This is a genomic window from Eubacterium sp. MSJ-33 (assembly GCF_022174665.1).
GTDB lineage: Bacteria > Bacillota > Clostridia > Lachnospirales > Lachnospiraceae > Coprococcus_C.
Window position 1 is genome coordinate 452,212 of the sequence record NZ_CP076562.1, and the last position, 24,578, is coordinate 476,789.

The following is a 24,578-nucleotide window of genomic DNA, read 5'->3' on the forward strand; positions in this document are numbered from 1 at the left end:
ATAGGTATCGTATGAGAGAATGGTTTAGACAACTACCGTCAAAGATAGTTGAGTTTTGGAAAAAATATACAAAAAGACAGAAAGTGTTATTCTTCTCCGTATTGGCGGCTGTTCTGGTTGCTGTAATCGCGTTGGTTGCAATCTTAAACAGGACTACTTACGTCGTGTTATCTACGTTTGATGATACAGCAACGGCGGCGCAGGCAGCAAATTTGTTAGAAGATAATTCGATTACATACAAGGTCAGCGATGATGCATTAAAGATTGAAGTTGACGAAAATCAGGTATCACAGGCGCGTCTGCTGCTCGGTGAGAATGGTATTGGAACGAATAACGGACAATCAGATTATGATAATTTGTTTAATAACAGCTTCAACACGACAGATTCAGAGAAGAAGCTCAAGGCAAAGCTTTACAAGCAGTCCGAGATGGAACGGGATATTGCTTGCATGCAGGGGGTGACGAAGGCTTCGGTTACAATCAATCTGCCGGAGAGTACAAATACGGTATATGCGAGTGACCAGACGGCGTCAGTCAGTATTATGCTTACCATAAACGGTGATTATAATCAGGAAAGCACAAATGCAATTGTAGAATATGCAAAAACATGTGTAGGTAATTCTGATACAAAGGCAATTACAATTGTGGATAACAAAGGTGAATTGCTATTTTCCGGTCAGAATTCTACAACGAGTGCATCTCCGGTCATTATGGTACAACAGCAGGTTGAGGAGTACTATAACAGCAAGCTTTGGAATTTGATGGTAAATTCCGGTGTGTATGATGAAGTATCTGTATCTGCAAATCTGGATGTGAATATCTCTCAGCAGGAGATAGAAAATATAGAATATTATTCAAATGATGAAGATGATACCGGACCGAAATCGTCTTATTATTACTACCTTGCGGAAAATACAGATGGTACTGGCGGCGTGGTTGGCACGGATGCAAATGGTGAAGAAATTACCGATTATAATTTGCTTGATAATGCAAGTGCAGGATCAACGTTAAGTCTGATTAAGGAAAATTATGAGACGAGCAGTACAACCCCACGTACTGTGACACCGGTTGGTGATGTCAATATGCAGAATTCCAGTATGGCAATGTATCTGACACGGTATGAGAACTATTACGAGGATCAGATGAAGGAACAGGGACTGCTCGATGGTACGACGTTTGCAGAGTATCAGGCAGCCAATTCGGCACCGGCAGAGACAGTCAACCCACAGGAGATGGTCGATATGCTGGCGAGTGCAACCGGTATGAAGGCGGCAAATATCTATGTGGTAGAGCGGATTGTTCCGGTCTTTTATCCGGCGGAGACAAAGCCTGTACCGGTACAGAGCATTTTGTCGATCGTGCTTGCGGTGATTATTGGCGGCTTGCTGTTATTTGTTGTGTTCCGAAGCATGAAACCGCAGGAGGTTATCGAGACAGAACCTGAACTTTCGGTAGAAGCATTGCTTGCAACAACGAAGGAGAATCAGACTTTGGATGATATTGAGTTTAGTGATAAATCCGCTTCCAAGCAGCAGATTGAGAAATTTGTGGATGAGAATCCGGAAGCAGTGGTGGCATTGTTACGAAATTGGCTAAACGACGATTGGGAGTGATACTATGGCGACAACATTACATTCATCGGATATTACGGGTGTGCAGAAAGCTGCAATTTTGCTGATCGCGCTTGGTCCGGAACGTTCCTCTAAGATTTTTCAGCATCTGAAGGATGATGAGATTGAGGCATTGACATTGGAAATCGCCAATACAAAAAGTGTATCGGCAGAATTAAAAGATGAAGTGCTGGATGAATTTTATGAAGTTTGTCTCGCACAGCAATATATTGCAGAGGGTGGTATTGCGTATGCCAAAGAACTCCTGGATAAGGCACTTGGCGAAGATCGTGCAAGAGATGTCATCGGCAGACTGACAGCGTCTTTGCAGGTACGCCCATTCGAGTTTGTGCGGAAGGCAGATGCAAGCCAGCTTTTGAACTTTATTCAGGACGAGCATCCGCAGACGATTGCTTTGATTCTTGCATATCTTCCGGCATCGCAGGCGGCAGCTGTAGTCAGTGCACTGGCACCGGAGAAGCAGGCGGATGTTGCAAAGCGTATTGCAATGATGGATCGAACCAGCCCGGATGTAATCAAAGAAGTGGAGAAGATATTGGAGAAGAAACTGGCGTCTCTGGTCAATCAGGATTACACGATTGTCGGTGGTGTGGATTCCATCGTCAATATCCTGAATACCGTTGACCGTAGTACCGAGAAACATATTATGGAAAACCTCGAAATCGAGGAACCGGAATTGGCAGACGAAATCCGCAGAAAGATGTTTGTATTCGAGGATATTCTGTTGCTTGATAACCGTGCGATCCAGACTGTACTCCGAGAGGTGGAGAACAACGAGCTGGCAGTGGCATTGAAGAATGCAAACGAGGATGTACAGAAGGTGATCTTCGACAACCTGTCATCCCGTCTGGCATCGATGATCAAAGAGGACATGGAGTTTATGGGACCTGTCCGGTTGAAGGATGTCGAGGATGCACAGCAGAAGATCGTAAATATTATCCGAAAACTGGAGGATGCAGGCGAGATCGTAATTTCCCGTGGTGGAGGTGACGAGATCGTTGTCTAATATTTTTAAATCCGGGATACCGGGCGTGCGTACGGTGTCACAGGAACCGTTTGTGATCGATGCAAACAGCCGTGTGATCGAACCGCCCAAACCGCGTGTGATTCGCCCGAAAAATGATGCATCGGATAATTCTGCAGAAGCAGGAGATACCTTTGAGGCGGGCATTACAGAGATGGCTGCCACAATTAATCTGGAAGAACATAAAGAACTTTTGGATGACGCGATGGAGAAGGCAAAACTTTTACAGGATGATGCGCGTGAACGGGCACAGAAGATTTTGGAGGATGCCAACGCAGATGCAGAGGCAATTCGAAAAGCTGCACAGGAAGAGGGCTTTGCAAAAGGGCTTGAAGACGGCAACATGGAAGCGATGCGCCGTGCAGATGAGTATCTGGAGAAGATCAGCCGGGAACGTGATCAGGCACTTTCACAGGCGCGAGAAGAAATGATGGAGAACATCGCAGATACCGAAACACAGATCGTAGATGTCGCTTGTAAATTGATTCAGAAGCTGACTGGTATACTGGTCGATGATTATAAACCGGTGATGATCTATATGATTAATCAGGTATTAAATGAGGATGAGGATTCCAGAAAGTTCGTTATAAGGGTATCAGAAGAGAATTATACATATATTGCAGATAATGCGGATCGGTTGTCCGGAGCTGCGAATCCGGGAATAACTATAGAGATATTCAGTGATACAAAACTACAAAAGGGGCAATGTCAGATTGAGAGTGACACGGGTATCGTGGATCTGTCCATGGACGTGCAGGTGCGGAATCTGATTACCGCTATCAAATTATTATCCACGCAATAAAGACAGGATCGCAGATAGGAATATCTGCGATTCTCTATATATAGCCATAAATGGAGCAATGGAATGTTTAATAGATTTGACCGAACAAAATATGATACACTGCTGTACCGCGATTTTAGCGTGCATTATGGAAAGGTAAATAAAGTAGTCGGACTGACGGTAGAATCGGTAGGACCACCGGCAAAACTGAATGATCTGTGTGAGATTATCTCGAAAGATGGACAGACCAAAGTTATGGCAGAGGTTGTTGGATTCCGTGAAAACAAGGTACTGTTGATGCCATATGATTCGGTTGACGGAATCGGACTGGGGGCAACTGTCAGGAATACAGAGGGTGTCCTGCAGGTTCCGGTCGGTGAGGAATTACTTGGAAAGGTTTTAGATGGCATCGGCCGTCCGATGGATGGAAGTACGCTCACAACAACCGAGACATATCCGATTGATGCGCCACCGCCAGATCCACTCAAGCGAAAGCTGATTGATGAGGTGCTGCCGCTCGGTGTAAAAGCTGTGGATGGACTTTTGACGATTGGAAAAGGACAGCGTATCGGTATTTTCGCCGGAAGCGGTGTTGGAAAAAGTACTCTGCTTGGTATGTTTGCCAGAAATACAAAGGCGGATATCAATGTGATTGCACTGATTGGCGAGCGTGGTCGAGAAGTTGGTGAATTTATTGAGCGGGATCTTGGTGCGGAAGGTCTGAAGCGTTCCGTGCTTGTGATTGCAACTTCGGATAAACCGGCGCTGATCCGTAACAAAGCAGCGAAGACAGCGACTGCGATTGCGGAATATTTCCGTGATCAGGGTAAGGATGTGCTTTTGATGATGGATTCCCTGACGCGATTTTCCATGGCGCAGAGGGAAATCGGTCTGGCGTCCGGAGAACCGCCGGTTACAAGAGGATATCCGCCATCAGTGTATGCGGAGTTGCCGAAGGTATTAGAGCGTGCAGGCAATACGCATCAGGGGTCAATCACCGGACTTTATACGGTACTTGTTGACGGTGATGATTTTAACGAGCCGATCACCGATACGGCGCGTGGTATCCTGGACGGACATATTGTGTTGTCGAGAAATCTGGCACATAAGAATCATTACCCGGCAATCGATATTATGGCGAGTATCTCCCGATGCATGAGTGCGATTGTATCGAAGGAGCATAAGCAGGCGGCGGGCAGGTTAAAAAATGTACTGGCAACCTACAACGATGCAGAGGATTTGATCAATATTGGCGCTTATAAATCCGGATCTAACCCGGAGATTGACTATGCAATCACAAAAATTAATCAGGTTAATGCGTATCTGATGCAGGATGTTGACAGCAGGTTTTTACTGGAGGATGAACTGCAGCAGTTGTATGCGATTTTTGAATAAGGCAGGATGAAGAATGTATGGCGAAGTTTATCTATCGAATGCAGAATATCTTGAATATCAAATATAAGCTGGAAGAATCTGCCAAGCAGGAATATGCAGAAGCGAGGCAGGCACTCGCGGCGGAAGAACAGAAGCTTGATGCATTAAAGGAACGCAAACAGCGATATTATGAAGCGTATCAGGCGTCCATACAGGGAAAACTGGATTTTCTTAAAATCGAGGAAAATGCGAACAGCATGGATATTTTGGATATGATGATTGAGGAGCAAAATACGGTTATTCGTCAAAAGAGTAAAGAACTGGAGCTTGCCCGACAAAAGATGGCACGGGAAATGCAGGAACGGAAAATGCATGAAAAACTGAAAGAAAAGAAATTCGATGAATTTAAACTGGAGTTAAATGCAACTGAAAAGCGGGAGACAGATGAAGTAGCGGGGTATCAGTTTACAAGCGCGAAGAAAGAGGTAGAAAGCAATGGCAAAAAATAAGAGGGAAAAAGGCGAAAATTCTGGAAGCAGCAAGGGAGTCGGTGTTTTGATCGGGGTTTTGATTGTGATTACATGGCTGAGTGTGATGTGTCTGCTCATAAAATGTGATGTAGGTGGATTTGGAAGCCGTGTACTACGCCCGGTATTTAAGGATATTCCTGTGATTAATAAAATATTGCCGGATGCTTCGGATGAAGAAGTTGCAATTGAAAGTGACTACCCGTATACGAATCTTGAGGATGCTTTGAAGCATATTGCAGAGCAGGATGCTGCGATTGGGAGCAAGGATGCAGAAATATCGGAGTTGAATGATAAAGTAACGGAATTGCAGGCAGAAGTTGATCAGTTGAATGGAACGGTAAAAGATCAGACTGATTTTGAAAATGAAAAAAATAAATTTTATGAAGAAATAGTCTATGGAGATTCTGCCCCGGATACCGATACATATAAAGAGTGGTACAATGAACTTGATGCAGAATCTGCCGCCGAGATCTATCAGCAGGTATTAGAACAGGACCAGACAGATGACAGTATCAAGAAGATGGCACAATCATATCAAGAGATGAATGCATCAGAAGCTGCAAAGATTTTGGAGACGATGGGGAATGACCTTGATACGGTTGCTTTGATCATGAACAATATGGATGCGCAGTCGAGAGGAAAGGTACTTGCAGCGATGAGTCCGGATTTTGCAGCCGCGGTAACAAAAAAACTTTTGCCATAGTCATTGTATAACTTCGATTAATAAAAAAGGAGGGACGCAAATGATTGTAGGAATTCAATCGAGTGGAATTGGGAAAGTCGATATGAGCCAGACGGGCGGAACCACAGACAAAACAAAGTCAAAGGACAAAACATCTGGATCATTTGCTGATCTGATGAACCTGGCAGCAACCAATCCGAATACCACTGCGCAGACGGCAGATTCCGCAACGACGAAAAACAATGTGGATGCGGTAAAACAGGCAGATACAACGGTTTCTGGCGAGAAAAAGCGGACAGATCTGAACAAGTATACAAGATCGGATGCAAAGACCGAAACAACGCGCACCGGCGCAGAAAAAACAAAGCAAAATGAAACTCCACAGGAAACAGAAAGTGATAATTTGAAAGCGGAATTACTTTCTAATAAGCTTAAAAAACTTCTGAATGTGGATGATGAGACATTACAGAATCTTTTGCAGACAGTGGGACTTACGATGCAGGATCTGCTTGATCCGGCTGTGATGAAGGATTTTATTTTACAGATCAATGATGCAACATCTGTGGATCTGCTGATCGACGAATCTCTGAATAATCTCATGCAGCAGGCAATGCAGCTTCTGGATGAAGTTCTTCAAGTATCGGATGACACAGCAGTTACAGAAGAATTGCCGGTTGACGAATTACTTCCGGAGGAGACAGTACCTGCACAGACAGAAAAGCAGGAGACAGCTGCAGATGCAGAAAAGTCACAGCCTGTAGAAGCAAAAGCGGAGCCGGTTACACATACGACACCGGAGCATATTACCCGGACGGATGTAAAAAAGGCGGAATCTCAGGTCTCAGATACAGAGGTGCAGATGACAGTACAGACGGAAGATTCGGGGGCATCCGATACTTCTGCGGATTTGATGAAACAGAATTCGGATGACGTGATTTCCAATCTGAATCAGGCAATGGCGCAGGTGACGGTCGAAGAAATTTCAATGACACCGTTTGATACATCTGTAACGCAGGCGGATATCGTTCGTCAGATAGTGGATGAGATCAAACTGAACTTATCGAAGGATGTTACATCGATGACTTTGCAGTTAAATCCGGAACAGCTCGGAAAGGTACAGATTCATGTATCTACGAAAAACGGTGTAATGCAGGCACAGATTATTGCAGAAACAGAGGCGGCAAAGGCGGCTGTGGAGTCGGGACTGGCAGCCTTAAAAGAGGCTTTTGAAAATCGGGATCTGAAGGTGGATGCCATTGAAGTTATGGTTGGAACAACGGATTATTTCACGGAAGAAAACGGTGCCGAAGCACAGATGGAACAGAAGGAACATAAATCAGGAAATTTGACGGGCGCAGTTAATTATGCAGGCGGTTCTGACGATGATATAAATGAGAATGCATCTTTGGAGACAGAGATGATGAAAGCACAGGGTAATCAGGTGAATTATATGGCATAACATGACATAAGAAAGGAGGCGTAACGATGGCAGTTGATTCAGCAGTCAGCGGTATTGCAAACAGCTCAAACAGTTATTCTGCAACATCCAAAGGGAAAACATCCGGAAGCGATCTGGACAAGGAAGCATTTTTGAATTTGCTTGTAACACAGATGCAGTATCAGGATCCTTTAAATCCAAGTGATAATACAGAGTATATGTCACAGCTTGCACAGTATTCTGCATTGGAGGCACAGCTTAATATCAGCGATACTCTGGATAAAGGAAATAACCTGAATCTGGTTGGAAAATATGTAATTATGAACACAACTGATTCTTCTGGTAAACAGGCAATGATCAGTGGATTGGTAGAGTATGCGACAGTTAAGGATGGCGATGTGTATCTGTCGGTCAATAACACATATTATCCTGCAGAGGATCTGGATTCTGTGATTGACTACGATTATTATCTGTATTTGAAAAAGCATGCAAACAGTGATGGAACAATCAATAAGGATGATAATACAAGCGACAGCACGAACGGTACGGATAATGCCGGTGGCAAGACAGATAATTTGGATAAAACAGATGATGCGGACAAGACGAAAGAAGCTTAAGGAATGACAGTTTATGCAGAACAAGGAGGGAATGCATATGCGATCTTTTGATGTTGATTTTCTTTCCGTGGGACAGGCTGCAAATCTGTATTTCCAGAATTTGAAGCCGGAAAAAACGACAGAATCAAACAAAGAAACTGTCAGCTTTCAGGATGTATTAAATGAGAAAGTCAAACAGGAAGTGAAATTTTCCAAACATGCAATAGGGCGGCTTGAAAATCGAAATATTGAATTGTCCGAGGATCAGCTTGATCGCCTGAATCAGGGTGTTGGACAGGCACGGACGAAGCAGATTCAGGAGTCGCTTGTAATGATGGATAATCTGGCATTTATTGTGAATGTCAAGAATAATACCGTAGTTACTGCGATGGAACAGGGAGAAAGCGGACAGGTGTTTACAAATATTGACGGAGCCGTCATTGTATAAGAAGAAGCCGGACCGATAAGGAGGCTTTTGGTTTTCCGAACGACAGAGGAAAACTTAAAACAAGATTATGGAGGTCAAAAATTATGATGAGATCACTTTATTCCGGTGTTGCCGGACTTAAGACACATCAGACAAAAATGGACGTTATCGGTAATAATATCGCGAACGTTAATACAACAGGATTCAAATCTTCATCGGTGTTATTCAGCGATGTTTTATATCAGACAAGTGCCAATGCGACCGGTGCGACAGCCACCACAGGTGGTACAAACGCATCCCAGATCGGTCTTGGTGCCAAGACATCGTCCATTCAGACATCAATCACACAGAATGGTAGTGCGCAGACAACAAACAATACATATGATATGATGCTTTCCGGTTCTGCGTTTTTTGTGGTCAGTCGTGGTGGAACAAATTATTTTACTAAGGTAGGTTCTTTTGGCGTCGATGGAAGTGGATGTCTTGTAAACGGAAGTGGATATCAGGTTATGGGATGGCAGGTTGACCCGGATAATCCGAACCAGATCAAGAAGGATACGGTATCGGCACTTTATCCGGAGTCAGAAGATAATAAGGTGTCATCTCCACAGATGACAACCGATGCACATCTGACCGGAAATATTGATATGACAGATCCTGAACTTACATCTGTGGATGGACGTGCAATTTCAGTATCAATCTATGATGCACTCGGTTATAATTATACAGTAAAATTTAAGTTAACGCAGGATCAGAACCAGGCGGATAAGTCTTTGTATAATCTTGAGATTGTATCCATCAAGGATTCAAATAATATTGAGATAACAGGACCGGACGATCCGACAACGGCTGCTGTTGAAGGTGGTTATACAGCTACAATCGGAGGCGCAAATTCCATTCAGGTCAAATTCGATGCGGATACAGGTAACTTTGAATATGTTGGAGCAGCGGGACAAAAAAATGCGATGCTTGAGATTAAACCGAATAATCCGAACGAGAAGGGTGATGTATTCCAGTCTGTTATCAATGGTGAGGCTGTCGATGGAATTGATGTCAATTTTTCATATTTAACAAGATTTGAATCAAACGGTAAGTCTACAATAAAGGCGGTACGTGGAGCTGCGGATTCAACCGGAGGCGGTCGTTCTATGGGTAAGTTAAATGATGTCAGCATTGATGAGACAGGTAAGCTGTACGGCGTTTACACGAATGGCGAGACAAAACTGCTTGGACAGATATCTGTTGCAACCTTTTCAAACCCGATGGCACTTGAAGCACTTGGAAACAGTGTATATACAACTACACAGAACTCTGGTTACTTTGATGGAATCGGAACATCTGTTGATGAGGATGGCGGAAAAATCTCACAGGGTGTTTTGGAAATGTCAAATGTTGATTTGTCTGCAGAGTTCACAGATATGATTACAACACAGAGAGGATTTCAGGCAAATTCACGAATTATCACAACTTCAGATTCCATGCTGGAAGAACTTGTAAACCTGAAACGATAATTTATAAATAAAAGGCAGGTGTTTTCTACTTTTGACAATGTGAAAAAGTGGAAAATGCCTGCCTTATTTTGTAGACATAAAAATCGAACTGTGCTATAATTAGCCTAATTGTAATGTCGGAAAATGTGTAATCTTTCAGGGAGTACAGAGATATGATTGAAGTAACCAGATTAAAAGGGAAAAAGATGACGATCAATGCCGAACTGATAGAGACAGTAGAAGAGACACCGGATACTGTGATTACGCTTACGAACGGCAAAAAATTCATCGTGAGTGAGTCTGCTGAGCAAGTTACCTCACTTGTGATTGGCTATAAGAAAAAAATATTTGCTTTATTCTTGGATTGTGGGAACAAGGCAGAGAATGTATAGGGGATAACAACATGGATTTTACTTCAATCATAGGAATGGTGGTTGCATTTGGCTTGATGATTTACGGAATGGTAAATGGTCATGATTTCAGTGTAATCGTAGATAACTTTGTCGATATGCCATCTGTATATATTGTATTTGGTGGCGTTCTGGGTAGTGCGTTTGCCGGAAATTCCTTAAAAGGGTTTTTGTCTGGCTTAAAGTCCATTGGTCTGATTTTCAAGAATCCAAAGTCGGATGAGGCAGGTACAATCAAATCAATTATCGAGCTTTCCAACCTTGCAAGACGTGAAGGCTTGCTTGCATTGGAAGAATCGGCAAATAATTTGGAAGATGAATTTATGAAAAAAGGAATCATGCTGATCGTCGATGGTACGGATCCGGAACTTGTGAGAAGTATTCTTGAAGCAGAACTTATGAATGTGGATTCCCGGCATCAGGGGAATATAACGTTTTGGAAAAATATTGCGACTGCAGGTCCTGCATGGGGTATGATCGGTACGCTGCTTGGATTGATTAACATGTTGAAGAATCTGTCAGATCCGGATTCTATCGGTCCAAACATGTCCGTTGCGCTTGTAACGACTTTGTATGGTTCTATCATAGCCAACTGGTTATGTGCGCCAATTGTTGCAAAGCTGTCTTTGCAAAATGAGACAGAAATCAAATTAAAAGAGGTTATGATTGAGGGAATCCTGTCAATTCAGGCAGGTGAGAATCCACGTGTCATAGAAGAAAAGTTAAAATCCTTCCTTGCACCGAAGGAGCGTCAGGAGTTCGCAGAAGAAGGCGGTGGTCATTAATGGCAAAAAGAAAACAACAGCCGCCAGACGAAGGTTCACCGGCGTGGATGTCTACATTCAGTGATTTGATGAATCTGTTGCTTTGTTTCTTCGTATTGCTTTTTGCGAGTTCTACTATGGACGAAGGAAAAATCCAGAAGATTGCAGCATCTTTTGATAATCTGTCGTTCAGTGTGATTAGCGAAGGAAGTGTGTCGCTGTTGACCGGTGAAATGTTATCCGGAGGTATGACACAACTTGCAGATACAGACAGCGTATTGTCGGAGGCAGGTAAAAATATCGATGGTAATACGGGAGATAATGCTAGCAGTGCTTCTCCGACCGATGCAGAGCATTTATCAGACAATGAACTGCAGGCGGAAGTTGACCGACGTGGGGCGGAACAGTCAGAAGCGATGTATGAAGAAATCATGCAGATGGCAGAAACCTATGCGATTGATGATCAAGTGATACTTGATTTCAATAACCAGTATGTAGAACTTGATTTGAATGGTTCCATTCTGTTTGATTCCGGTAATGCGGAAGTCAAGGATAATTCAAAGCTGTTTTTGCAGAAGATTGCTCAGATTCTTGTGAAGTATAAATACAATGTGATAGAGATTGAAGGCCATACGGATAATGTGCCGATTTCTAATTCAAAGTACAAGGATAACCGGTCGCTTTCTGCAGAACGAGCAAGAAGCGTATATGAATACATTGTTTCACAGGAACATTTCATAGACAGTAATATCAAAATTGCCGGATATGGAGACAGCCGCCCGGCAGCATCGAACGAGACGGAAGAGGGACGGGCAAAAAACCGTCGGGTTGCAATTAAGATTTACAACAAGCAAAATTCAAATAATTAAGGAGTTTTAAACATGAAGAAGAATCTAATAACAGTTTTTATATTAGCAATCAGTATCATAAATCTTGTATTTAATATTTTGCTTGTATTTGTATTTATGCCATCCACATCCAAGACAAACAAACTGATTACAGATATTGCTGAAGTTTTGGATATAGAGATTGCATCTCAGACGAAGGAAGATACGTTTGACGTCAGTAATCTGGCACATTATGAGTTAGAACAGGGAAATCCGATTAATCTGAAGAATGACGGAACCGGAGATCTGCATGTTGTACAGTACGGACTGACAATCAACATGGATAAGACTGCCAATGATTATTCGAAGGTATCTGCAAACATTGAGGCTTCGACTGCTATGATTTATGATATGGCGAGAAATATCATTGGAAGCTATACATATACCGAAGTGATTGATGGGGAGACAACCACGAACAAGATTAAAGATGAGTTGTTGAAACAGCTTAAAGAGACATTTAATACCGAATGTATTTACTCAGTTAGCTTTTATAATTGGGTTGCACAGTAGATTATTGCCAGGAGGTGAGAAAACGTGGCTGACGTACTCTCACAAAACGAAATAGATGCGCTCTTGAAGCAATTATCCACTGGAGAGCTTGATGCAGACGACTTTACGGAAACGAAAAGTGTCAAGGTAAAAGAGTATGATTTTTCAAGGCCGGCCAAGTTTTCAAAAGAGCATCTACGAACATTAGAGATTATATTTGAACATTATGGAAGATTGTTGAGCAGTAACTTACCTGCGTATCTGCGTAAGAATGTACAGGTGGAGGTGATGAACTCTGAGGCAGTTACCTATTCGGAGTTTTCAAATGCGCTATCCAATCCGGTATTGCTTGGTGTTGTAAATATGGCACCGCTATCTGGGAATATCATTATAGAGGTTGCAACTAATCTTGGCTATGCAATCATAGACCGCCTACTCGGTGGTACAGGGGAACCGTTGGAGAAGAAACGGGAATTCTCTGAGATTGAACTTTCGATATTGGAGAAAATCTTTACTATTTTGATTGACCTGTTACGGGAACCATGGACGAATGTCGTGGAGATTCACCCGTATCTCGAACGCATTGAAACGAATCCACAGTTTGCTCAGATTATATCGCCAACGGAAATGATTGCTATTGTAACAGTCAACATCAACATAGGCGGTGTGGAAGGACTGATGAATATCTGTCTTCCGTATCTTACGTTGGAAGATGTGATGGACAAGTTGAACACAAAATACTGGTTTTCAACGATGCAGGATCGTGATGAGACGAGTTATGCAGATGTGATTGAAACGGCAATCAACCGGGCATTGATTCCTGTATCAGCGGAACTTGGAAAGAGTTCTCTTACGGTAATGGATTTTATTAATCTTCAGGTAGGAGATGTAATCAAGCTGAATCGCAAAATTGAAGATGAGCTTGATATTTATGTAGGAAATATAGTAAAATTTAAAGCATTGCCTGGATCATTTAATGATGATTATGCAGTGAAAGTAACAGAAATTATAAGAGAGGAGGAATAATAGAACATGGACGGAATGTTATCTCAGGAAGAGATTAACGCATTGCTTGGGAATATGAACACAGGTTCTTCCTCTACCCAGACAAGTAACGATGCTGCTTTATCCCCGGAGGAAAAAGATGCGATTGGAGAAATCTCCAATATCTGCATGGGAACGGCTGCAACAACTTTGTACTCGCTTGTAAACCAGAAGGTTTTGATTACAACCCCGGTTGTGGAAATTACAAATTGGGAAAAACTTACATCCGAGTACACAAAACCGTGCGTATTTATCAATATTCTGTATAAGGAAGGTATTGATGGTAACAATGTACTGATATTAAAAGAGGATGACGTAAAAGTCATTACAGATCTTATGATGGGAGGAGATGGATTAAATCCCGCTCCGGAACTGACGGATCTCCATTTTTCCGCAATCTGTGAAGCGATGAATCAGATGATGGGAAGTTCGGCTACGTCATTGTCATCTATGTTGAATTGTAAGATTGATATCAGCCCGCCGGATGCAGAACTTGTAGATATGGCAGGAAACATCAATGCAGCAAAAAACAGTGACTTTTTAGATAAAGATTTTGTGCGTGTCACATTTCGGATGACAATCGGAGATTTGGTAGATAGCACAATTATGCAGTTATATCCGATTCAGTTTGCAAAAGAACTTTATAAGAAGTTTAGCGGTGAAACGGAAGATGTAAAGGAGGAAACACCACCGTCGGCTCCACAACCGAAACCGCAGCCACAACCGGTTCCGCAGCCACAACCACAACCTGCGATGGGGCAGCCGATGATGGGACAATCTATGATGCCACAAATGACGCAACCGGATGTCAATGTGCAAAGTGTACAGTTTCAGGCGTTTAATCCGGTAATGAATCCTGCTTTACAACAGGAAAACATAGATTTGATCATGGATGTTCCTTTGGAAGTATCCGTGGTGCTTGGACGTACGAGAAAATCCATCAAAGAGATTTTGGAGTTTGCACCGGGAACAATTATTGAACTTGATAAACTGGCAGGTGAGCCCATTGATGTAATGGTAAATCAGAAGCTGGTTGCCAAGGGAGAAGTTGTTGTAATCGAAGAAAGTTTTGGTATCAGAATTACTGAAATAATAAAAGAAAAAATCTAAGGTTTAAGGAGTAATGATATGGCAAAGAGTATACTTATTTGTGATGATGCTGCATTTATGAGAATGATGATTAAGGACATCCTGGTTAAAAATGGATACAACATTGCAGGGGAAGCAGAAAATGGTGCAAAGGCTGTTGAAAAATATCAGGAGACAAAACCGGATTTGGTATTGATGGATATTACTATGCCGGAGATGGATGGTATTCAGGCTTTGAAGAAGATTAAAGCACTTGATCCGAATGCCAGTGTTGTTATGTGTTCTGCAATGGGACAGCAGGCAATGGTTATTGAATCTATTCAGTCAGGTGCCAGAGATTTCATTGTAAAGCCATTCCAGCCGGATCGAGTTATTGAAGCAGTAAAAAAGGCAGTGGAATAATATGTTTTTTGGTGCAATTCTTACAAGTGGATTTTCTGCCGGGTGGAGTATTGTAAAACTGATATTGATTACGGTTCTCGTGTTGGTTTTGGCGTTTTATTCTACCAGAATGATTGCAAAGTATCAGAATAATACATGGTCAGCCAAGAATAATATTCAGTTTATCGAATCATATCGTGTCGGTGGCAATAAGATGATAGCCATTGCCAAGATAGGAGAGAAGTATTATGCCCTTGGAATTGGAAAAGAAGAAATCCATGTGATCGCAGAACTTGACAAAGATGATTTGAAGCTGCCGGAACAGGTGAAAGATACATCAGATAAAATGGCTCCGAAGATGAGTTTTAAGGAAGTTCTGGCGAATATGAAAGGAAATGCAAAAGACGATAGCGAAAAGTAGGTATTCGAATGAAATTTAGTAAAATACGAAAATTTTTAGTGCTATTTCTTATACCGCTTGCGTTTGTTGTTATTTTTTCCGGTGCAACGGCTGTACATGCAACCGGTGTGACACCGGATACCGGAGTGGAAGAGGGTCAGACAGACAGCATTACATCGGATAATGACGATGCAACAACACTGGGGTTGTCACTGAGCACAAACTCAGACCAGACATCTCTTTCCGGTACACTTCAGATATTATTGATTATAACCGTAATTTCGTTAGCTCCATCAATTCTGGTTATGGTGACGTCGTTTACACGAATAATCATCGTGTTACATTTTGTTCGTACCGCGATCGGTACACAGAGCTCACCGCCTAACAACGTATTGATAGGGCTCTCGTTATTTTTAACCCTTTTTATTATGAGCCCTGTGATTGCTCAGATAAAGACGGAGGCGTATGATCCGTTAGTGGCTGAAGAGATAACGCAGCAGGAGGCATTGGAACGCGGCATAAAACCGTTGCGGGAATTTATGTTAAAACAGACAAGGCAGGATGATTTGCGCTTGTTTATGGATATTGCAAAGGTAGAGCCTGTGGAAAGTGTAGATGAGCTTTCCATCACGATTATTATTCCGGCGTTTATTATCAGTGAGTTACGTGCTGCGTTTATTATTGGATTCCTGATTTATATACCATTTATCGTGATAGATATGGTTGTATCATCGGTACTTATGTCTATGGGTATGATGATGCTGCCACCAACGACGATTTCCATGCCATTTAAAATTTTATTGTTTATTCTTGCAGATGGATGGAATCTGGTAATCGGTCAGCTTGTGAATTCGTTTAATTTTTGACAGTATTAACAGTATCGAGGTGAGTCAATGAGCACAGGTGATGTTGTTGCTATTACAGTGGAAGCTGTATGGCTGGTAATCAAATGTAGTGCCCCTATGTTAATTACATCATTGGTTGTTGGTCTGATTATCAGTATTTTTCAGACTGTTACATCCATTCAGGAACAGACACTGACGTTTGTTCCGAAGATGATCTGTGTATTTCTATCACTGATTATCTGTGGGGATTGGATATTGAATAATATTCTTTCTTTTATACAGGATTTATATAGTCGGTTCGGAGAGTTTGTGGGGTGATAGACGATGTCCTTTACGATATCGACGCTTACGCTGGAGGCATTTTTACTTGTGCTTGTCCGTGTAGCGTGTTTTATATCAATTGCACCTGTTTTTGGACATAATTCTCTGAATACAAGAATGAAAATCTCAATTGCTTTTTTTGTCTCGTTGATTCTTTATCAGGTAGTTGATGTATCACTTCCGGTTTATTCTGATGTACTGGGGTATTCAACACTAGTGCTAGAAGAGGCACTGGTTGGACTGTTGCTTGGATTTGTGGCAGGGTTATCTATGAAAGCACTTGCGATTGCGGGAGAATTTATTGACCGTGAGATTGGATTTTCGATGGCAACGACATTTGATCCGAATCAGGGGATGGTCACGATAACGGGAGAGTTATATGACAAGATTGTCTGTCTTGTAATTATGATATCGAATCTGCATTATTATATATTGTCTGCGGCAGCACAGTCGTTTGAACTTGTTCCGGTTGGCAGAATTGTTTTGAATCCGGATTTGATCTACACATCCTTGATTCAGTTCATTGTGCAGGTATTTATGATTGGATTTCGAATTGCTATGCCGGTTTTTTTAGGGGCAACGATGTTAAATGTTATTCTCGGTGTACTTGCAAAAAGCTCACCACAGATGAATATGTTTGCAATCGGTATGCAGTTGAAAGTATTTGTTGGTTTATTTTTGCTTGCAGTTTGTATTATGTTTGTTCCGAATATAGCCAATTATATTATGGAACGGATGCGTGATATGATTCAGACGATATTAGGAGGGTTGTAACGTGCCTTCTTTGGAAGAAATACGGACGCCGCTTTTACTCCGCTATAATCTGCAGTTTTTTGCGAATGATGAGGGTGGAGAAAAAACGGAGGAACCAACCGCAAAGAAAATCGAAGATTCACGAAAAGAAGGTCAGGTGGCAAAGAGCAAAGAACTCACATCTGCGGCTATGCTTCTGGCATTTTTTTTGTGTTTACGGATATTTATATCATTTATAGGAGAACGATTGGTAAATGTTTTTCCGTATTTTTGGAAAAATATTGCAAATGAGACGGGAGATGACTTTTCTCATGTGCGTGCATGGCAGATTCTGCTTGATTCTGTACAGTATATTACTATTACGATTGCGCCGTTTGTAATTTTTGCATTTGTCGTTGCGCTTTTATCTCAGCGGATTCAGATTACATGGAAAGTAACATCAAAACCGATGCAGCCGAAGTTCAATAAATTAAGTCCGATTAGTGGCTTTAAGCGGATGTTCTCCAAACAGTCTTTGTTTGAACTGGTCTTATCAATTTTTAAGATCATTGTTTTCTCAGCGGTTGCATATTCTGTTGTCAAAGATTATGTTGGTATTTTTATGACAGCATATGATCTGACAATTCAAGATTGCTTGGGAATATTGTTTGATATGGTTATGGATCTTGGAATTAAAATCTCTCTGATGTATCTTGTTTTGGCACTTGGAGACTGGATGTTCCAGAAATGGAAGCATAAGCAGGATCTGAAGATGACAAAACAGGAGGTAAAAGATGAGTATAAGAATCAGGAAGGAGATCCAAAGGTTAAATCCCAACAGAGACAGCGTATGCAGCAGGCGGCACGTCGAAGAATGATGCAGAGTGTACCGGAGGCAGATGTTGTTATTACAAACCCGACACATTTTGCAGTTGCATTAAAATATGATAATACGGTCAGCATGGCGCCAATCGTGGTTGCAAAGGGAGCTGATTATCTGGCATTTAAAATCAAAGATCTTGCAAAGGAGAACAATGTCGAGATCGTTGAAGATAAACCACTGGCACGTATGCTGTATGCAAATGTTGAGATTGGAAATGAAATTCCACCCGAATTATATCAGGCAGTTGCAGAGGTACTTGCCTATGTATACAAAATAAAGAATAAAGTAAGTTAGTAAGCGAACGAGAATAATTATGCAGGAAAGGACGGTGATGGTATGAAGAAAAATGATATATTTTTAGGAATTTATCTGCTTGCAGCAGTAGTATTTCTGATCATCCCGATTCCGAGTACCATGCTTGACTGGCTGATTTTGTTTAATATCTCTATGTCGTTGATTATTGTATTTAATTGTCTGTTTACAAGTGAAATACTCAATATGTCCGGTTTTCCGACATTGTTACTTTTTACAACAATCTTCCGTATTTCACTGAATGTATCATCCACGCGATTAATTCTATCTACCGGTAATCCGGGTAAGGTCGTTGAAGTATTTGGTTCGTTTGTCGGTGGTGGAAATCTTGTTATTGGAGCGATTGTTTTTATCGTATTGATTATTGTACAGATGATGGTAATCAATAAAGGTTCGGAACGTGTATCAGAGGTAACAGCAAGATTTACTCTGGATGCGATGCCCGGAAAGCAGATGGCGATTGATGCGGATCTTTCATCTGGAGCAATCGATGATAAAGAAGCGATTCGAAGAAGAGATAAGATTCAGCAGGAATCCGCGTTCTTCGGAGCTATGGATGGTGCTTCTAAGTATGTAAAGGGAGATGCAACAGCCGGTCTGATCATCACACTGATAAATATTGTCGGTGGCCTGATTATGGGTATGACACAACAAGGACTTTCTTTTTCGGATGCTATCAGTAAATATACAATCCTTACGATTGGTGATGGATTGGTATCGCAGATTCCTTCGATGATGATTTCACTTTCGACCGGTATTTTGGTTACAAAGGCATCTAAGGAAGAAAATATCGGAGATATCCTGATCGGACAGTTGTTTAGTATTCCTAAGGTACTTTTAATTGTTGGAATCACGATGATTCTGTTCGGTATCTTCACACCTTTGAATTTCTTTTTCTGTGCGGTATATGGAATATTATTTATTATATTGTCTTTTTCTGTTAAAGGAAAAGAAGAGGCACAGGCAGTCAAAGAAGAAGTCGAGGAGGAAGAGGTACAGGCTGAAGAAGTACGGAGGCATGAAAATGTCAATTCTCTTCTGCAGGTAGATCCTATTGAACTCGAGTTTGGATATGGTATAATACCGTTAGCGGATGTCAATCAAGGTGGTGATCTGCTTGACCGTGTCGTTATGATTCGACGGCAGATTGCACTGGAACTTGGAGCGGTTGTGCCAATTATACGTTTGCGTGATAATATTCAGTTAAATCCAAATCAGTATATTATCAAGATTAAAGGGATCCAGGTTAGTGAGGGCGAAATCTTATTTGACCATTATATGGCGATGAATCCGGGTTATGTAGAAGATGAAATCGTTGGTATTCCGACGTTGGAACCGGCATTCCATCTGGAGGCAATGTGGATTACGGAATCTCAGCGTGAACGTGCAGAATCGCTTGGTTATACGGTAGTTGATCCGCCTTCCATTATTGCAACGCATCTGACGGAGGTTATCAAACAGCATTTGGATGAACTGCTGACCAGGCAGGATGTCCAGAATCTGATTGATAATATCAAAGATAACAATAAGACACTGGTAGATGAACTTGTACCGAAGCTGCTCAGCGTCGGAGATATTCAGAAGGTATTACAGAATCTGTTACGGGAAGGTATTTCCATTCGTGATTTAGTTACGATTTTTGAGACTCTGGCGGATTACGCGGCAACCAGCCGTGATACAGATATATTGACGGAATATGTACGACAGAGTTTAAAACGTGCAATCTCCAACAAATATTTTGGAGATGTGGAGTCTGGCACGGTAGTTACGCTTGATCCGCAGGTTGAGCAGATGATCATGGGTTCTGTCAAACAGACGGAACAGGGAGCGTTTATTTCTCTGGATCCTGCTGTGACAAAACAGATACTCAAAGCTACGGAAGCTGAAGTGAAGAAGCTGGAGAGCAAGGGAGATGCTCCAATTGTTGTTACATCGCCGATTGTTCGGATGTATTTTAAGAAATTAACAAATGATTACTTGAAAGACCTGATTGTTATCTCATATAATGAGATAGACTCGGAAGTGGAATTAAAGTCCGTGGGAGTGATAACGATTCATGATAATTAAGAAGTATAAAGCATTAACTGAAAAAGAAGCAATTCTGCTTGCAAAGGAGGATCTCGGACCGGATGCGATTGTGATGAATGTCAAGAAAATCAAGCCTGGTGGTATTATGCGCTTTTTTAAGAAGACACGTGTAGAATTGACAGCAGCAATTGATGATGATATGGAAGAACAGGCAGCAACGACAGCACCGGTAGTTTCTTCCGTAAGATCGGATGAGCAGACAATTGACTTAAAACAGGAACGCCGGAATGAAACAGCAGAAGAACCATTTCTTTTTGGAAAAGCATTTGCGGAGAATAAAGATTCTTATAGTGAGGAGGCACAAAATGCAATTGAAGAAAAAATCAACAGTATTGCCAAATTACTGGAACAGCAGATGCAGACACATAAATCAGCAGAGACATCCATTAAGGAAGCCGCTGATCAAGTAATTTCTTCGGGAGAAGCTGCTGAAAGTACGATAGAAAAAGAGAAGGAACCGGAGCAATCTCGAAATAAAGTGGTTGAACTTGTAATTAAACAGTTGATGGACAGTGAAGTCAGCAAAGAACATGCTCAGGAAATTATTGATGAGCTAACACTCAAAGATGACAAACAGCCAATTGATAACATACTGGCAAATGTATATCAGAAGATTGTTCTGAAACTTGGTGAGATCCAACCGCTGACTGCGGGGGAGAAGAAACCCAAGATTGTATTCTTCGTAGGAAATACCGGTGTTGGAAAGACAACAACGATGGCAAAACTTGCATCACTTTGCACTCTGGATATGAAATTAAAATGTGCAATGTTTTCTATTGATACATACCGAATCGCTGCAATTGAACAATTGAAGACGTATGCGAATATTTTATCTGCACCGATGGAGGTCGTGTATACACCGGAGGAAATGGCACAGAGTGTGGAGAAATTTAAAAATTATGATTTGATTTTGGTCGATACAGCAGGCCGTTCACATAAAAGTGAGGAGCAGAAAGAAGATTTGAAGCAGATAATTGATTCCGTGAAGGAATATGAAACAGAAGTGTTTCTTGTTGTATCTGCTACAGTGAAATATTCGGATTTACTTTCGATCGCAAATACTTATGGTGAAATGTTTGATTATAATCTTATTTTTACAAAGCTTGATGAGACAAACGGACTTGGTAGTATATTGAATCTGAAATTGGATACAGGCAAGCCGCTTTCTTATGTGACATGGGGACAGAATGTACCGGATGATATCGGTGTTCTGGATCCACAGATCATTGCCAAGAAATTGTTAGGAGGTGGGAAGTGATGGATCAGGCAACGAAATTACGGGAACGTGTGCAGACCAATCAGGAAATCTCCAATGCAAGAGTTATTGCAATTACAAGCGGAAAAGGTGGTGTCGGAAAGACGACACTTTCAGTAAATATTGCGCTGGAACTTGCAAGACGTGGGAAAAAAGTAGTTGTGTTTGATGCGGACTTTGGACTTGCAAATGTCGAGGTTATGCTGGGTATCCGGCCGCAGTACAATCTTCTGGATCTGATACATAATAACAAATCCATGACTGAAATTATTACACAGGGACCTGCTGGAATCGGGTTTATATCTGGTGGTTCCGGTGTTTCCGAGCTTGCAACTCTGGATAATGCAAGCATCAAACTTTTGATTTCAGAATTGGTGAAGCTTGACCAGATGTATGATGTAGTGATTATTGACACAGGTGCTGGAATTACGGATTCTGTTATGGAATTTGTTATGATGAGTCCGGAGGTTGTTCTAGTTGTTACACCGGAGCCTACATCTATTACAGATTCATATTCTTTGTTAAAGGTGTTACGGAGAAAAAATAGCTTCAACCCGATTTATAAAACAATTCATGTTGTTGCAAATCGTGTGGAAAATGAGGCGGAAGGCGCAGAGATTTTCCATAAAATAGATACGGTGTCTTCAAAATTTCTGAATACGAAGCTTTCGTTTTTAGGATCGGTGTTACAGGATAAAAATGCGTCAATGGCTGTAATTGAACAAAGACCACTCGTACAGGCGTATCCGGGAGCGGCAGCAACGAAGGGAATCTGCCAGCTTGTGAATCGTTTGAATGACGATACTGTAGAAGAAAGCAAGAAGAAAGATGGAATTGCAAGGGTGTTTATTGATTTCTTCCGTTCCAAGAAGAGGATTCGTTAATTGAATGCTGATGATACGATAGAAAAGGGAAAGATGGGTACATATGAATGGGAATAGCAATTGGTAATAAAATTGAATTGGTTCGCTTAGATCAGGTGATTCGAAATGAGCAGAATAAGAAAGTTTATGTCAGTAAGATCTTTGATATTTTGGAAAAAGATACTTTGCAGATTGCAATGCCGATTTATGAAGGCAGAATTGTTCCCTTAGATCTGGATGAACGGTATACGGCTTGCTTTTACACAGAGCGTGGGTTGCTGCAGTGTAATGTTCTTGTAACTGCACGTTATAAAAGCGGGAACCTGTTTTTTCTGGATGTAAAAATGCTTGGAAATTTGGAAAAAGTACAACGCAGACAATTCTATCGTTATGATTGTTTGCTGGATGCCAATATCCGGATTGTATCAGATGAGGAATATGATACAGGTATTCCGGATGATGTTTCAATTCCCGAAGATGCACTGCCGTGGCAACCGGCGAAAATCGTCGATATCAGTGGGGGTGGTGTGCGTTTAAATCAGAGAAATCAGATTGAACGGAATGAAGTTGTGAAGTTGAAATTTATGGTTGCAATTCTTGGCGAGGTAATTCCTTTTAATTTGTTTGCACGCATATTGTCAAGTACACCGGTACAAGGGCGATCCGACATGTATGAGCAGCGTATGGAGTTTTTGAAGATTACACAGGATGAGCGGGACAAGATTGTCCGGTTTATTTTTGAAAGTGAGAGAATGGAAATTGCGAATGGAAAACGAATCTGATAAAAAAATATTGTTAATAGATGACTCTGCACTTATGAGAAGAGTTATGTCTGATATAATAGAAAAAATAGATGGCTTTACTGTTGCATATCTGGCCGTAGATGGTGAAGAAGGATATGAAATTTTAAAAAAATACAGAGATATCGATATCGTTATGACGGATATCGATATGCCGAGAATGGATGGACTGACGTTGATCCAGAAAGCCAAAGAAGCGGAGTTTGCGGCACCATTTATTGTGTTCAGTGCAAGAGAGGATTCGTATGCGGTATTTACTGCACTTGATCTGGGAGCAATTGAATTTATCAAAAAACCAGATCATATTTTCCAAAAGGATGCACAGAAATACGCAGAAAAAATCAAGAAAGCTCTTTGTATGGCGGTAGAAGTAAAAGAACGGTCATCAAAGGTTGAAAATCTTGTGGACGCACAGAAGACGGAATATATTGTGAAGCATGAGCGAAAATACCGAAAGAGTATGCAAGGGAGAAAGCTTGTTGCACTTGTCTGTTCGACAGGAGGACCAAGAGCCTTGCAGTCGGTTATTCCGAAGCTGCCGAAGAATCTTGCTGCACCGGTTGTGTTAGTGCAACATATGCCAGAAGGATTTACGAATACACTGGCTGTACGGTTGAATGAACAAAGTTCGGTGATAGTGAAAGAGGCAGAAGAGGGTGATATTTTACAGAATGGATACGTCTATATTGCACGTGGCGGAACACATCTGGCATTGCATGAGACTAAGAGAGGCTGTGAGATATTTTTTGACGATAAACCTCCGGTTGGTGGTTTGAAACCATGCGGAAATATAATGTTATCGAGTTTAAGTTATGTGTCTTATGATGAGATTATCTGCGTAATCTTAACGGGAATGGGTGCAGATGGAACAAAAGGGGCACAGGAACTTTCCAAACATAAACCGATTTATGTAATTGCACAGGACGAAGCAAGCAGTACTGTTTATGGAATGCCAAAGGCAATCCGGGATGTGGGTCTTTGTGACTGTGTATGTGGTTTGCAGCAGATTGCGGAAGAAATTACAAAGAAAGTAGGTGTTTAA

Annotated in this window: 27 protein-coding genes; all 27 read left to right on the top strand. The window is 41.6% G+C overall.

Going from position 1 to position 24,578, the window contains the following annotated elements; all coding sequences use genetic code 11:
- Positions 1–11 precede the first annotated feature (11 nt).
- Entirely contained in the window at positions 12–1,613 is a 1,602-nt protein-coding gene (locus KP625_RS02035) for a hypothetical protein (protein ID WP_238299027.1), read from the top strand.
- A 4-nt stretch (positions 1,614–1,617) separates the two neighbouring features.
- Positions 1,618–2,637 (top strand): flagellar motor switch protein FliG, encoded by a 1,020-nt coding sequence (gene fliG, locus KP625_RS02040; protein ID WP_021985361.1) that lies wholly within the window; start codon positions 1,618–1,620, stop codon positions 2,635–2,637.
- A complete protein-coding gene (locus KP625_RS02045; protein ID WP_177970083.1) occupies positions 2,630–3,457 on the top strand; it encodes a FliH/SctL family protein in 828 nt (275 codons plus the stop codon). The genes fliG and KP625_RS02045 overlap by 8 nt, the downstream gene beginning before the upstream one ends.
- Positions 3,458–3,520: 63 nt before the next feature.
- Complete coding sequence (fliI, locus tag KP625_RS02050; RefSeq protein ID WP_238299028.1) at positions 3,521–4,831, top strand: flagellar protein export ATPase FliI; 1,311 nt, start codon at positions 3,521–3,523, stop codon at positions 4,829–4,831.
- 17 nt (positions 4,832–4,848) lie between these two features.
- A complete protein-coding gene (fliJ, locus tag KP625_RS02055) occupies positions 4,849–5,319 on the top strand; it encodes a flagellar export protein FliJ (RefSeq protein WP_177970085.1) in 471 nt (156 codons plus the stop codon).
- A complete protein-coding gene (locus tag KP625_RS02060) occupies positions 5,306–6,043 on the top strand; it encodes a MotE family protein (RefSeq protein ID WP_238299029.1) in 738 nt (245 codons plus the stop codon). The genes fliJ and KP625_RS02060 overlap by 14 nt, the downstream gene beginning before the upstream one ends.
- Before the next feature lie 40 nt (positions 6,044–6,083).
- Positions 6,084–7,481, top strand: a complete 1,398-nt coding sequence (locus KP625_RS02065) for a flagellar hook-length control protein FliK (protein ID WP_238299030.1) — start codon at positions 6,084–6,086, stop codon at positions 7,479–7,481.
- A gap of 26 nt (positions 7,482–7,507) precedes the next feature.
- The gene (locus KP625_RS02070) at positions 7,508–8,077 is read left to right on the top strand and encodes a flagellar hook capping FlgD N-terminal domain-containing protein (RefSeq protein ID WP_177970088.1); all 570 of its coding nucleotides are present in this window, start codon (positions 7,508–7,510) and stop codon (positions 8,075–8,077) included.
- Between the two features lie 37 nt (positions 8,078–8,114).
- On the top strand, positions 8,115–8,504 hold the full coding sequence (locus KP625_RS02075; protein WP_177970089.1) for a TIGR02530 family flagellar biosynthesis protein: 390 nt from the start codon (positions 8,115–8,117) through the stop codon (positions 8,502–8,504).
- Between the two features lie 83 nt (positions 8,505–8,587).
- The gene (locus KP625_RS02080; protein WP_238299031.1) at positions 8,588–9,994 is read left to right on the top strand and encodes a flagellar hook protein FlgE; all 1,407 of its coding nucleotides are present in this window, start codon (positions 8,588–8,590) and stop codon (positions 9,992–9,994) included.
- A gap of 152 nt (positions 9,995–10,146) precedes the next feature.
- A complete protein-coding gene (locus KP625_RS02085) occupies positions 10,147–10,365 on the top strand; it encodes a flagellar FlbD family protein (RefSeq protein WP_238299032.1) in 219 nt (72 codons plus the stop codon).
- An 11-nt stretch (positions 10,366–10,376) separates the two neighbouring features.
- Complete coding sequence (locus tag KP625_RS02090; protein WP_238299033.1) at positions 10,377–11,168, top strand: motility protein A; 792 nt, start codon at positions 10,377–10,379, stop codon at positions 11,166–11,168.
- The gene (locus tag KP625_RS02095; protein WP_238299034.1) at positions 11,168–12,016 is read left to right on the top strand and encodes an OmpA/MotB family protein; all 849 of its coding nucleotides are present in this window, start codon (positions 11,168–11,170) and stop codon (positions 12,014–12,016) included. Before KP625_RS02090 ends, KP625_RS02095 begins: the two co-directional genes overlap by 1 nt.
- A 12-nt stretch (positions 12,017–12,028) precedes the next feature.
- Positions 12,029–12,544 (top strand): flagellar basal body-associated FliL family protein, encoded by a 516-nt coding sequence (locus KP625_RS02100; RefSeq protein WP_238299035.1) that lies wholly within the window; start codon positions 12,029–12,031, stop codon positions 12,542–12,544.
- 24 nt (positions 12,545–12,568) lie between these two features.
- On the top strand, positions 12,569–13,549 hold the full coding sequence (gene fliM / locus KP625_RS02105) for a flagellar motor switch protein FliM (RefSeq protein ID WP_238299036.1): 981 nt from the start codon (positions 12,569–12,571) through the stop codon (positions 13,547–13,549).
- 6 nt (positions 13,550–13,555) lie between these two features.
- Complete coding sequence (fliY, locus tag KP625_RS02110; protein WP_238299037.1) at positions 13,556–14,677, top strand: flagellar motor switch phosphatase FliY; 1,122 nt, start codon at positions 13,556–13,558, stop codon at positions 14,675–14,677.
- 18 nt (positions 14,678–14,695) lie between these two features.
- Positions 14,696–15,058: a response regulator gene (locus KP625_RS02115; RefSeq protein WP_238299038.1), complete on the top strand. Its 363-nt coding sequence runs from the start codon at positions 14,696–14,698 to the stop codon at positions 15,056–15,058.
- Position 15,059: 1 nt separating this feature from the next.
- Positions 15,060–15,458, top strand: a complete 399-nt coding sequence (locus tag KP625_RS02120; RefSeq protein ID WP_238299039.1) for a flagellar biosynthetic protein FliO — start codon at positions 15,060–15,062, stop codon at positions 15,456–15,458.
- An 8-nt stretch (positions 15,459–15,466) separates the two neighbouring features.
- The gene (fliP, locus tag KP625_RS02125; RefSeq protein WP_238299040.1) at positions 15,467–16,303 is read left to right on the top strand and encodes a flagellar type III secretion system pore protein FliP; all 837 of its coding nucleotides are present in this window, start codon (positions 15,467–15,469) and stop codon (positions 16,301–16,303) included.
- 27 nt (positions 16,304–16,330) lie between these two features.
- Positions 16,331–16,600 carry a flagellar biosynthesis protein FliQ gene (gene fliQ / locus KP625_RS02130; protein WP_238299041.1) on the top strand — a complete coding sequence of 90 codons (270 nt, stop codon included), beginning with the start codon at positions 16,331–16,333 and terminating at the stop codon, positions 16,598–16,600.
- Positions 16,601–16,606: 6 nt separating this feature from the next.
- A complete protein-coding gene (gene fliR, locus KP625_RS02135; RefSeq protein ID WP_238299042.1) occupies positions 16,607–17,377 on the top strand; it encodes a flagellar biosynthetic protein FliR in 771 nt (256 codons plus the stop codon).
- Between the two features lies 1 nt (position 17,378).
- A complete protein-coding gene (flhB, locus tag KP625_RS02140; RefSeq protein WP_238299043.1) occupies positions 17,379–18,512 on the top strand; it encodes a flagellar biosynthesis protein FlhB in 1,134 nt (377 codons plus the stop codon).
- A 42-nt stretch (positions 18,513–18,554) separates the two neighbouring features.
- Positions 18,555–20,597 carry a flagellar biosynthesis protein FlhA gene (flhA, locus tag KP625_RS02145; protein ID WP_238299044.1) on the top strand — a complete coding sequence of 681 codons (2,043 nt, stop codon included), beginning with the start codon at positions 18,555–18,557 and terminating at the stop codon, positions 20,595–20,597.
- Complete coding sequence (gene flhF, locus KP625_RS02150) at positions 20,587–21,876, top strand: flagellar biosynthesis protein FlhF (RefSeq protein WP_238299045.1); 1,290 nt, start codon at positions 20,587–20,589, stop codon at positions 21,874–21,876. The genes flhA and flhF overlap by 11 nt, the downstream gene beginning before the upstream one ends.
- A complete protein-coding gene (locus KP625_RS02155; RefSeq protein ID WP_238299046.1) occupies positions 21,876–22,757 on the top strand; it encodes a MinD/ParA family protein in 882 nt (293 codons plus the stop codon). The genes flhF and KP625_RS02155 overlap by 1 nt, the downstream gene beginning before the upstream one ends.
- Positions 22,758–22,804: 47 nt before the next feature.
- Positions 22,805–23,518, top strand: coding sequence for a flagellar brake protein (locus KP625_RS02160; protein ID WP_238299047.1), 714 nt, complete (start codon positions 22,805–22,807; stop codon positions 23,516–23,518).
- Between the two features lie 46 nt (positions 23,519–23,564).
- Positions 23,565–24,578 carry a chemotaxis-specific protein-glutamate methyltransferase CheB gene (gene cheB / locus KP625_RS02165; protein WP_238299048.1) on the top strand — a complete coding sequence of 338 codons (1,014 nt, stop codon included), beginning with the start codon at positions 23,565–23,567 and terminating at the stop codon, positions 24,576–24,578.

Excerpts from the sequence above, each read along its gene's own strand:
- KP625_RS02035 (WP_238299027.1), top strand. The coding sequence starts at position 12 with ATGAGAGAATGGTTTAGACAACTACCGTCAAAGATAGTTGAGTTTTGG.
- fliG (WP_021985361.1), top strand. The coding sequence starts at position 1,618 with ATGGCGACAACATTACATTCATCGGATATTACGGGTGTGCAGAAAGCT.
- fliI (WP_238299028.1), top strand. The coding sequence starts at position 3,521 with ATGTTTAATAGATTTGACCGAACAAAATATGATACACTGCTGTACCGC.
- fliJ (WP_177970085.1), top strand. The coding sequence starts at position 4,849 with ATGGCGAAGTTTATCTATCGAATGCAGAATATCTTGAATATCAAATAT.
- KP625_RS02060 (WP_238299029.1), top strand. The coding sequence starts at position 5,306 with ATGGCAAAAAATAAGAGGGAAAAAGGCGAAAATTCTGGAAGCAGCAAG.
- KP625_RS02065 (WP_238299030.1), top strand. The coding sequence starts at position 6,084 with ATGATTGTAGGAATTCAATCGAGTGGAATTGGGAAAGTCGATATGAGC.
- KP625_RS02070 (WP_177970088.1), top strand. The coding sequence starts at position 7,508 with ATGGCAGTTGATTCAGCAGTCAGCGGTATTGCAAACAGCTCAAACAGT.
- KP625_RS02075 (WP_177970089.1), top strand. The coding sequence starts at position 8,115 with ATGCGATCTTTTGATGTTGATTTTCTTTCCGTGGGACAGGCTGCAAAT.
- KP625_RS02080 (WP_238299031.1), top strand. The coding sequence starts at position 8,588 with ATGATGAGATCACTTTATTCCGGTGTTGCCGGACTTAAGACACATCAG.
- KP625_RS02085 (WP_238299032.1), top strand. The coding sequence starts at position 10,147 with ATGATTGAAGTAACCAGATTAAAAGGGAAAAAGATGACGATCAATGCC.
- KP625_RS02090 (WP_238299033.1), top strand. The coding sequence starts at position 10,377 with ATGGATTTTACTTCAATCATAGGAATGGTGGTTGCATTTGGCTTGATG.
- KP625_RS02095 (WP_238299034.1), top strand. The coding sequence starts at position 11,168 with ATGGCAAAAAGAAAACAACAGCCGCCAGACGAAGGTTCACCGGCGTGG.
- KP625_RS02100 (WP_238299035.1), top strand. The coding sequence starts at position 12,029 with ATGAAGAAGAATCTAATAACAGTTTTTATATTAGCAATCAGTATCATA.
- fliY (WP_238299037.1), top strand. The coding sequence starts at position 13,556 with ATGGACGGAATGTTATCTCAGGAAGAGATTAACGCATTGCTTGGGAAT.
- KP625_RS02115 (WP_238299038.1), top strand. The coding sequence starts at position 14,696 with ATGGCAAAGAGTATACTTATTTGTGATGATGCTGCATTTATGAGAATG.
- KP625_RS02120 (WP_238299039.1), top strand. The coding sequence starts at position 15,060 with ATGTTTTTTGGTGCAATTCTTACAAGTGGATTTTCTGCCGGGTGGAGT.
- fliP (WP_238299040.1), top strand. The coding sequence starts at position 15,467 with ATGAAATTTAGTAAAATACGAAAATTTTTAGTGCTATTTCTTATACCG.
- fliQ (WP_238299041.1), top strand. The coding sequence starts at position 16,331 with ATGAGCACAGGTGATGTTGTTGCTATTACAGTGGAAGCTGTATGGCTG.
- fliR (WP_238299042.1), top strand. The coding sequence starts at position 16,607 with ATGTCCTTTACGATATCGACGCTTACGCTGGAGGCATTTTTACTTGTG.
- flhA (WP_238299044.1), top strand. The coding sequence starts at position 18,555 with ATGAAGAAAAATGATATATTTTTAGGAATTTATCTGCTTGCAGCAGTA.
- flhF (WP_238299045.1), top strand. The coding sequence starts at position 20,587 with ATGATAATTAAGAAGTATAAAGCATTAACTGAAAAAGAAGCAATTCTG.
- KP625_RS02155 (WP_238299046.1), top strand. The coding sequence starts at position 21,876 with ATGGATCAGGCAACGAAATTACGGGAACGTGTGCAGACCAATCAGGAA.
- KP625_RS02160 (WP_238299047.1), top strand. The coding sequence starts at position 22,805 with ATGGGAATAGCAATTGGTAATAAAATTGAATTGGTTCGCTTAGATCAG.
- cheB (WP_238299048.1), top strand. The coding sequence starts at position 23,565 with ATGTCTGATATAATAGAAAAAATAGATGGCTTTACTGTTGCATATCTG.